This is a genomic window from Nocardia sp. NPDC060220, from assembly GCF_042727815.1.
Lineage (GTDB): Bacteria > Actinomycetota > Actinomycetes > Mycobacteriales > Mycobacteriaceae > Nocardia.
Window position 1 is genome coordinate 1 of the sequence record NZ_JBHWZY010000215.1, and the last position, 8,987, is coordinate 8,987.

Genomic DNA, 8,987 nt, shown 5'->3' on the forward strand with positions numbered 1-8,987 from the left:
CCGTCGAGGGCGTAGTCGGCCTGCTTGCCGCAGTGCAGCTGGTCGTAGGTGAACACCTCGTCGGCGCCGAGTTCACGCACGAAGTCGCACTTCGACTCGTCGGAGACCGCGCCGACCACCCAGCTCGCGCCACGCACGCGGGCCAGCTGCACCGCGAGGTGGCCGACACCGCCCGCGGCGGCGGTGACCAGCGCCGTTTCGCCGTCGCGCGGTACGGCGGTGTCGAGGGCGCCGAGGGCGACGAGACCGCTGCGCATCAGGGCGACGGCGTCGACGGCAGAAGCGCCGTCCGGGATCGCCGAGACCTGGTCGATCGCGAGCACGACGTACTCGGCGTAGGCGTCAGCGGTACACAGGCCGACGACGCGGTAGCCGGCGCTGTAGCCGTCGACCCCGTCACCGACCGCGACGACCTCACCGGCCACCTCGGCACGCACCTGCTCCGCGTCGCCACTGATCCGCCGAATCGCCGACAGGGTGACCCCGATCGCCTCGACCCGCACGAGCAGCTCACCGGCACCGGGCACCGGCACCTCGGCCGCGACGACTTCGAGCGCCTCCGAACCACTGCCGCGCTCGTATTGAACCCGCCGCATGACACCTCCTACGTAAATTGAGCGAAGGCGCAAGATTAACCGGCTGACCTCGCGTTTCCACAGGCCATGAGCCCGTGAGTGCGAAATCTCACCGCCTCCGCCGCACCGCGGAGAGCACCCTCACGGTCCGGTTACCCCGCGGCGATGCTCGAGACGCGTGGGTAATCCCACACACCCGGCGTAGCGTGGCCCGTATGGAGGCGACCACGGAGGTGGTGACCGCGGCCCCCGCGCCGGTGCTGGCAGCGTTCATCGACCGGTACGTGGGCTATCGACTCGCGGGTTTCGAGCCGGGCCTGCATCGCGGCCTTCCCTCCCGGCACATGACGTTCATCGTCGCCGTCGGCCCGACCATCGATGTCGTCGAGCAGACCGACCCGCACCAGGCCCCCGGCAGCTACCGCTGTGTCTTGAGCGGCCTACAGGCGAGCCCGGCGTTGATCGCGCACACCGGTTTTCAGGAAGGCGTCGCGATCGAGCTGACCCCGCTGGGTTGCCGAGTGCTGTTCGGCATGCCCGCGAGCGAACTGTGGGACATGTCGATCGAATGCTCCCAAGCGCAGAGAACTCTGGGCGATCAACTCGCCGATGCCGTGCAGTCGCACCAGGATTGGCCGAGCCGGTTCGCCGCGTGCGATCGAGCCTTGACCTCCGCGGCACGCACCGACACGCTGGCCGGGCCCGAATTGACGTGGGCCTGGCACGCTCTCGTGAAAACCGGCGGCACCTGCTCGATCAATCCGCTCGCGGATCGGATCGGCTGGACCCGTCAGCACCTGACCCGCAAGTTCACCGCCGAATTCGGCGCGAGCCCCAAGCTGGCCGCACGGATCATCCGATTCGAGCGAGCCAAGCGCATGCTGGCGGGCACCCCGTCCTATGTCTCCATCGCCCAGATCGCGACCACCTGCGGCTACTACGACCAGGCGCACCTGAACCGCGACTTCGCCGAGCTGGCGGGCGTGGCCCCCACCGCCTGGCTCGCCGAGGAGATTCCATCCGTCCAAGACCCGAACGCGGAGGAAGCGCGAGGCTGAACGCATGGACACTTCAACCAACACCACCACCATCTGGCCCTGCCTCGCCTTCGACGACGCCCGCGCCATGATCGAGTTCCTCACCACCGCCTTCGGTTTCGAAGCGACCGCGGTCTACGCCAGGGAAAACGACGACTCGGTCGTCGAACACGGTGAACTGCGCCTGCCGGGCGGCGGCGGCATCATGTTCGGCTCCACGGGCCGCGACGACACCCCCTTCGGCACCCGGCCACCGGGCGTCGCCAACCTCTACCTGGTCATCGACAACCCCGACGCGCTCTACGACCGGGCGAAGGCCGCGGGCGCGACGATCATTCGCGACCTGCGCGACGAGGACTACGGCTCCCGCGGCTTCAGCGCCGCCGACCCGGAAGGCAACCTGTGGAGCTTCGGCACGTACCGAGGCGAATGACCTGCTGAACAAAATTTCATTCTGCGCACGATCGTGTGCGAACCTCTCCGTCGCAGTTCGGCGATCGGCTACGTTGTCGATTGCTTCACCCGAGGCTCTGCGCGTTATACAGGAGAGTTGAGTCAATGGCGACCATCGAACATCTGCGGACCGACCCGGACTTGCCTCCGGTCGGTGTCGTCGATCGCACGCCGATCACGCCCGCCAAGAAGGCCGTGTTCGCGGGGATCGCCGTTCTCGGCGCTATCGCGTGGGCGATCATCGCGTTCGTGCGCGGCGAGTCCGTGAACGCGGTGTGGATCGTGATCGCGGCGGTCTGTACCTACATCATCGCCTACCGCTTCTACGCGCGGTTCATCGAGTGGAAGATCACCAAGCCGCGCGACGACGTGGCCACGCCCGCCGAAATCTATGACAACGGCAAAGATTTCATGCCGATGGACCGGCGGGTGCTCTACGGGCACCACTTCGCCGCCATCGCGGGCGCCGGTCCGCTGGTCGGTCCGGTGCTGGCCGCGCAGATGGGCTATCTGCCCGGCACCATCTGGATCATCGTCGGCGTGGTCTTCGCCGGCGCGGTGCAGGACTACCTGGTGCTGTGGGCCTCCACCCGTCGGCGCGGCCGCAGCCTCGGTCAGATGGCGCGCGACGAGCTCGGCCTCGTCGGTGGCGTCGCGGCGATCGTGGCGATTCTGGTGATCATGACGATCCTGCTCGCGGTGCTGGCACTGGTCGTGGTGAACGCGCTCGGCGAGAGCCCGTGGGGCGTGTTCTCCATCGCGATGACCGTCCCGATCGCGCTGTTCATGGGCGTGTACCTGCGGTATCTGCGGCCGGGTGCGGTCGGCGAGGTGTCCGCGATCGGCATCGTGTTGTTGCTGGCCGCGATCATCGGCGGCGGCTGGGTATCCGAAACCGAGTGGGGCGCGGACTGGTTCACCCTCTCGCGCACCACCATCGCGTGGTGCCTGATCGCCTACGGCTTCATCGCCTCGGTCTTGCCGGTGTGGCTGCTGCTCGCCCCGCGTGACTACCTGTCGACGTTCATGAAGGTCGGCACGATCGTGCTGCTCGCGGTCGGCATCCTGATCACGATGCCGGTGCTGAAGGCGCCCGCCGTCTCCGAATTCGCGCATACCGGTGCGGGTCCGGCGTTCGCGGGCAGTCTGTTCCCGTTCCTGTTCATCACCATCGCCTGCGGTGCGCTCTCGGGTTTCCACGCGCTGGTCTCCTCCGGCACGACGCCGAAACTGCTGGCCAAGGAATCCAATGCCAAGATGATCGGCTACGGCGGCATGCTGATGGAGTCGTTCGTCGCGGTCATGGCGATCATCACCGCCTCGATCATCGACCAGCACCTGTACTTCGGCATGAACGCCTCGGCCGGACTCACCGGTGGCACGGCCGAAGGTGCTGCCAAGTTCACGAATTCGCTCGGCCTGTCCGGGCCGCCCGCGACACCGGAGCTGTTCACCGACGCAGCCGCCGATGTGGGCGAGAAGTCGATCGTCTCGCGCACCGGCGGCGCCCCGACCCTGGCGGTCGGCATCTCCGAGGTCTTCTCCCAATTCCTCGGCGGCTCGACGATGAAGGCCTTCTGGTACCACTTCGCGATCATGTTCGAGGCGCTGTTCATCCTCACCACCATCGACGCGGGCACTCGTGTGGCGCGCTTCCTGGTCTCGGACGCGCTGGGCAACTTCGGCGGCGGGTTCAAGAAGTTCCGCGATCCGTCGTGGCGGATCGGCGCTTGGCTGTGCTCGCTGATCGTGGTCGCGGGCTGGGGCGGGGTGCTGCTGATGGGCGTGAACGATCCGTTCGGTGGCATCAACGCGCTGTATCCGCTGTTCGGCATCGCCAACCAGTTGCTCGCGGCGATCGCGCTGATCGTGGTGCTCACGATCATCGTCAAGCGCGGGCAGTGGAAGTGGGCGTGGATTCCCGGTGTTCCGCTGGCGTGGGATCTGCTGGTCACGATGACCGCGTCGTGGCAGAAGATCTTCTCCGACGATCCCAAGCTCGGTTACTGGAAACAGCACAGCCTGTGCCAGGCCGCCAAGGACGCGGGCAAGGCCTGCCTGACCGCCAAGACGCCCGAGCAGGTCGACATCGCGATCCGCAACACCTTCATCCAGGGCACGCTGTCGATCGTGTTCGCGGTGCTGGTACTGATCGTCACCGCCGTCGGTGTGCTGGTGTGCGCGAAGGCGATTCGCACGGGCACGGTGACCAGCACCGAGTCCGAGGAACAGCCGTCGAAGATCTTCGCCCCGAGCGGTTTCGTCGCCACCTCCGCCGAGAAGGACGTGCAGAAGGAGTGGGACGTGCTGATCGCCGAGGGCAAGGTGAGCGCGCCCGGATCGGCGCACGTCTCTTGAGTGGGACCAGGGATGCGGACGGCCGGTTCAGTGGATCGGCCGTCCGCGCCCCGGCCGTGACGACCGACCGCACCGGGCTGGTCGACAGGACAGCGTCGATCGCTACCGCGAGCTCGGATGCGACCGTGGGGGCACGCCTGCGGGCGGTTCTCGGCCGAGCGTGGGCGGCGATGCGCGCAGTCGCCCGCTGGTACAGCGCGATCAACGGCGGCCAGGATTACCAGCGGTATGTCGACCACTTGCGTCGCACGCATCCGGGGGCCCCGGTGCCGTCCGTGCGCGACTACTGGCGCGAACGCTATGCCGAAGCCGAGCGCAATCCCACCAATCGCTGCTGCTGATCGCGGTCCCAGACCCGCGGGATCGGTGGCCGATTTCCGCTAGCACCCCGCTCGCGCGGGTGCCATTGTGGAACTCGTGACCATCACTGCTTTGGACTTCGAGGGCTGCTACCGGGCGGTCTCCACCCGCGACTCCCGCTTCGACGGGCAGTTCTTCACCGCGGTACGCACGACCGGCATCTACTGCAGGCCCTCGTGCCCGGCGATCACGCCCAAGCGGGCCAATGTGTCGTTCCTGCCCACCGCGGCGGCGGCACAGCAGGCCGGTTATCGCGCCTGCCGCCGGTGCCTGCCCGATGCCGCGCCGGGATCGCCGCTGTGGAATGTGCGAGCCGACCTGGCCGCTCGCGCCATGCGGCTGATCGGCGACGGGGTGATCGAGCGTGGCGGGGTACCCGGACTGGCCGCCACCCTCGGCTATTCGCAGCGCCAGCTCACCCGCGTGCTCACCACCGAACTCGGGGCAGGCCCGCTCGCGCTGGCCAGGGCGCACCGCGCGCACACCGCGCGGCTGCTCATCCAGACCACCGAGATGCCGATGTCGGATATCGCGTTCGCGGCGGGGTTCGCCAGCATTCGGCAGTTCAACGACACCGTGCGCGAGGTCTTCGCGGTGAGTCCGACAACGATGCGGACCGAATTACGCCGGTCGCCGCGCGCCGATGTCGTCGCACCCGGCACCCCCGGATTGCTGACCTTGCGGCTGCCGTACCGCGAGCCGCTCGATACCGGGTGGCTGACCTGGTTCCTCTCGGCGCACGCGGTGGCCGGGACGGAACAGTGGGGGGACGGGGTCTACACGCGCAGCCTGCGTACTCCGCACGGGCACGCGACTGTTCGGCTGTCTTTTCAGCCCGGTCATGTGCGAGCGGAGTTGGCATTGCGGGATATGCGTGATCTCGCTCCGACTGTCGCCCGGGTGCGGCGTCTGCTCGATCTGGACGCGGATCCGCTGGGGATCGACGCGGCACTCGGCATCGACGCGACGACCGGAGCCGACGGCCGTGGTGGTCACGGTGGCGGCCGCGTGTTCGGCAGTGACGACCGATCCAGTGATGGCGCAACCGATTCGGGTACCGCAGGGGTTGCGCACGGAATCGCGGGACACGGATTCACGCCGGGGATTCGCGTGCCCGGGTGCCTCGATGGATCAGAGTTGCTGCTGTGCACGATGATCGGGCAACAGATTTCGGTGCGGGCAGCGGGGACGCATGTCGCGCGGCTGGTGGACGCACTCGGCGAGCCGATCGAAGGACCGGTGCCGCGACTGTTCCCGACGGCCGAGGCGGTCGCCGAACACGGTGCCGAGGTGTTGACCGGGCCCGCGCGCAGGGTGGCCGCGATCGTGGCCGCGGCGCGGGCGCTCGCCGACCGCGAACTGGTCCTGCATTCCGGCCGTACCGCCGATGATCTTCGGCGCGACCTGCTCGCACTCGATGGGGTCGGGCCGTGGACGGCCGACTACGTCACCATGCGATCGCTGGCCGATCCCGACATCCTGCTCGACACCGACCTCGTCGTGCGCCAAGGAGCCGCGCTGGCCGGGATCGACCTCGGCGACACCACCCGCTGGGCGCCGTGGCGCTCGTATCTGTCCATGCACTTGTGGAAGACCGCGCTCGAACATCGTGGCGCGCTTGTCCGTGAACCCTCTCCTCAGGAAGCGAAAACCCATGACTGACACTGCTCTTCGCCTCGCCGATGTGGCGACCGTCAGCACCCCGATCGGCCCGTTCACCACCATCGCCGATTCCGACGGCGCCGTGCTCGCCTCGGGCTGGACCGGCGACCCGACCACGCTGACCGGCCTGATCCACGCGACCTTGCGCCCGGCCGAACTGCGGCAACGGGATTCGCTCGGCGCGGTGACCAAGGCCGTCATCGACTATCACGCAGGTGATCTCACCGCGATCGACACGATCGCGGTGCGTCAACAGTCCGGTGAGTTCCTCGTCCATGCCTGGGAAGTCCTGCGCAAGGTACCGGCCGGTGAACCGGTCACCTACACGGAGTTCGCCGGACTCTCCGGTCGTCCGGCAGCCACGCGGGCCGCGGCCAACGCCTGCGCGCGCAACTCCGCCGCGCTGTTCGTGCCGTGCCATCGTGTGCTGCGGATCGGCGGAGCGCTCGGCGGGTTCCGATGGGGGCTGCAAGCCAAGGCCTGGTTGCTCGCGCACGAAAGCTGAGCAGCGGCACACGATCAGGCCAGTGATCGCCGATTGGCTCTTTTTTCCAGGTCCAGTAGGCCGGATTCTGTTACCTATGCTCACTCGTCGGTTGGTCGCGCTGTACGTCGGTTTGTGGTTGTACGGCACCTCGATGGCAGTGATGATCCGAGCAGGACTCGGGCTCGACCCGTGGGACGTGTTCCACCAAGGGGTCGCCGCGCATGTGCCGCTGAGTTTCGGTGTGGTGACCGCGCTGACCGGGATCGCCGTGCTGCTCGCCTGGATTCCGTTGCGGCAGCGGCCGGGGCTGGGGACCGTCAGCAACGTGGTGGTGATCGCGATCGCGGTCGACGCCGGGTTGTGGGCGATCCCCGCCGTGGACGGCGTGTGGCTGCGGGTGCTGGCCATGGTCGCCGCGGTGGTGGTGAACGCGGCGGCGACAGTGCTCTACATCGGTGCGGGAATGGGGCCAGGTCCGCGCGATGGACTGATGACTGGACTGGTCGCGCGGACCGGTTGGCCGGTGTGGTCGGTTCGCACCGGGATCGAGGTCTCGGTGCTGACCACCGGGTGGTTCCTCGGCGGCAGCGTGGGAATCGGCACGCTGGTCTACGCCTTCGGAATCGGCCCGCTGGTCCAGCTGATGATCCCGTTCGTCGACGGCAAGCTCCCCGGATTCACGCCGCTCGCCCGCCAGGAAGCGGCGCCATCCGTGGAGCGTCCGCAGGCTCCCGCCGCGCCGTGCTGACATGGTGACGGCCTCACCGGGCGAACTCAGGCGACGGTGGCTTCCAGCCGCGATCCTGCCCGGCCGCGCACCACGTGGAGGCGGCTGGGGATGCGCTGGCGCATTTCGTCTACGTGGCTGACGACGCCGACCACGCGCCCGTTCGCCCGCAGTTCGTCGAGGACACCCATCACGGCGTCGAGAGTGTCGGCGTCGAGGCTGCCGAAGCCTTCGTCGATGAACAGGGTGTCCAGGACCAGCCCACCGGTTTCGGCGGCGACCACATCGGCCAGACCGAGTGCCAATGCCAGCGAGGCCATGAAGGTTTCGCCGCCGGAGAGCGTTTTCGCCGAGCGGATCGCGCCGGTGTAGTCGTCGCGGACGTCGAGCCCGAGGCCGCCGCGTCTGCCCCGTGGGCCCGCCTTGTCCGAGTGGACGAATTCGTAACGGCCACCGGACATCCGGCGCAGACGCAGTGATCCCGCGACCGCGACCTCTTCGAGCCGTGCCGCGAGAACATAGGAGCGCAACGACATTCGCCGGTTGTTCTCGCCCCTGCCCGCGACCACTTCCGCCAGGGCCGCCAGCTCGTCGAAGACACGCTGCTCGGGCGCGATCCGCTCGACCTCACCCCACAGCTGCGTCCCCAGCTGCTCGAGCTGGGCGACCCGCTCGGTGGCCGCCGACCGGGCCGCCACCGCCGCGGTGAGCGCACTCTGCGCTTCGGTGAAGCGCTGCTCGAGCGCGTTCAGGTCGCCCGGCGTCTGCTCGGCGACCGCCTGGATCCGGGGCTCGGCGAGCACCGTCTCGGCATGTGCGCGGGCCCGGTCCGCGGCGGTGAGTTCGGCTTCGATCGCGGCCTGCTGCTGCGCGGTCCGCGCGGCGGCGGTGACGACCTGGGCGTAGGCGGTCAGCAGGGCGATGTCGTCGCGAGGCGGTGCTGGTTCGCCCGGCTCGTCGCCAACCGGCTCGTCATCGAGCGGCTCGTCATCGAAAAGATCGAACAGGCTGGGAACGCCCGTATCGGCATCGGCGACCGCAGTTCGCCCGGCGGTACGAGTCGTCGATTCGTGTGCCTCGAGCTGCGCACTCGCCTCGTATCCCGCCGGAACGAGACCTGCTGTACGGGCGAGGTTTTCCACACGGGTGGCGACGGTGCGGACGGCGTCGCGGGCGGTGGCCTCCTCGGTACGGGCGGTACGGAGGGTGGTGGCGGCGGTGATGAGGGATTCGAGGCGGGTCGTGGGGGGGGCGTCGGTGGGGGGGGGGGCCGGCGCGGCGCCCGGGGGGGGGGGGGGTTTTTTGATGGGGGGGGGGGGTTTTAAAAA

9 protein-coding genes are annotated in these 8,987 nt (G+C 68.5%); 7 read left to right on the forward strand and 2 right to left on the reverse strand.

Annotation, left to right across the window (positions count from 1 at the left end; genetic code table 11):
• A partial coding sequence (locus tag ACFWF3_RS13735) for a zinc-binding alcohol dehydrogenase family protein (RefSeq protein WP_379313936.1) occupies window positions 1–596 on the reverse strand: 596 nt, incomplete at its 3' end.
• Between the two features lie 194 nt (window positions 597–790).
• Here ACFWF3_RS13735 and ACFWF3_RS13740 point away from each other — a divergent pair.
• The 7 genes from ACFWF3_RS13740 (at window position 791) to ACFWF3_RS13770 (ending at window position 7,680) form a co-directional block, all read left to right on the forward strand.
• Window positions 791–1,633, forward strand: coding sequence for a helix-turn-helix domain-containing protein (locus ACFWF3_RS13740; protein ID WP_379313937.1), 843 nt, complete (start codon window positions 791–793; stop codon window positions 1,631–1,633).
• Window positions 1,634–1,637: 4 nt separating this feature from the next.
• Window positions 1,638–2,045 carry a VOC family protein gene (locus ACFWF3_RS13745; RefSeq protein ID WP_379313938.1) on the forward strand — a complete coding sequence of 136 codons (408 nt, stop codon included), beginning with the start codon at window positions 1,638–1,640 and terminating at the stop codon, window positions 2,043–2,045.
• A 125-nt stretch (window positions 2,046–2,170) separates the two neighbouring features.
• Window positions 2,171–4,423: a carbon starvation CstA family protein gene (locus tag ACFWF3_RS13750; protein ID WP_379313939.1), complete on the forward strand. Its 2,253-nt coding sequence runs from the start codon at window positions 2,171–2,173 to the stop codon at window positions 4,421–4,423.
• Window positions 4,424–4,593: 170 nt separating this feature from the next.
• The gene (locus tag ACFWF3_RS13755) at window positions 4,594–4,764 is read left to right on the forward strand and encodes a YbdD/YjiX family protein (protein ID WP_379297953.1); all 171 of its coding nucleotides are present in this window, start codon (window positions 4,594–4,596) and stop codon (window positions 4,762–4,764) included.
• A gap of 67 nt (window positions 4,765–4,831) precedes the next feature.
• Window positions 4,832–6,445, forward strand: coding sequence for a DNA-3-methyladenine glycosylase 2 family protein (locus tag ACFWF3_RS13760; protein ID WP_379313940.1), 1,614 nt, complete (start codon window positions 4,832–4,834; stop codon window positions 6,443–6,445).
• Complete coding sequence (locus ACFWF3_RS13765; RefSeq protein ID WP_378996583.1) at window positions 6,438–6,950, forward strand: methylated-DNA--[protein]-cysteine S-methyltransferase; 513 nt, start codon at window positions 6,438–6,440, stop codon at window positions 6,948–6,950. Before ACFWF3_RS13760 ends, ACFWF3_RS13765 begins: the two co-directional genes overlap by 8 nt.
• Window positions 6,951–7,026: 76 nt before the next feature.
• The gene (locus tag ACFWF3_RS13770) at window positions 7,027–7,680 is read left to right on the forward strand and encodes a YitT family protein (protein ID WP_379313941.1); all 654 of its coding nucleotides are present in this window, start codon (window positions 7,027–7,029) and stop codon (window positions 7,678–7,680) included.
• Between the two features lie 26 nt (window positions 7,681–7,706).
• Here the strand turns inward: ACFWF3_RS13770 and ACFWF3_RS13775 are convergent.
• A partial coding sequence (locus tag ACFWF3_RS13775; protein ID WP_379313942.1) for an SbcC/MukB-like Walker B domain-containing protein occupies window positions 7,707–8,987 on the reverse strand: 1,281 nt, incomplete at its 5' end.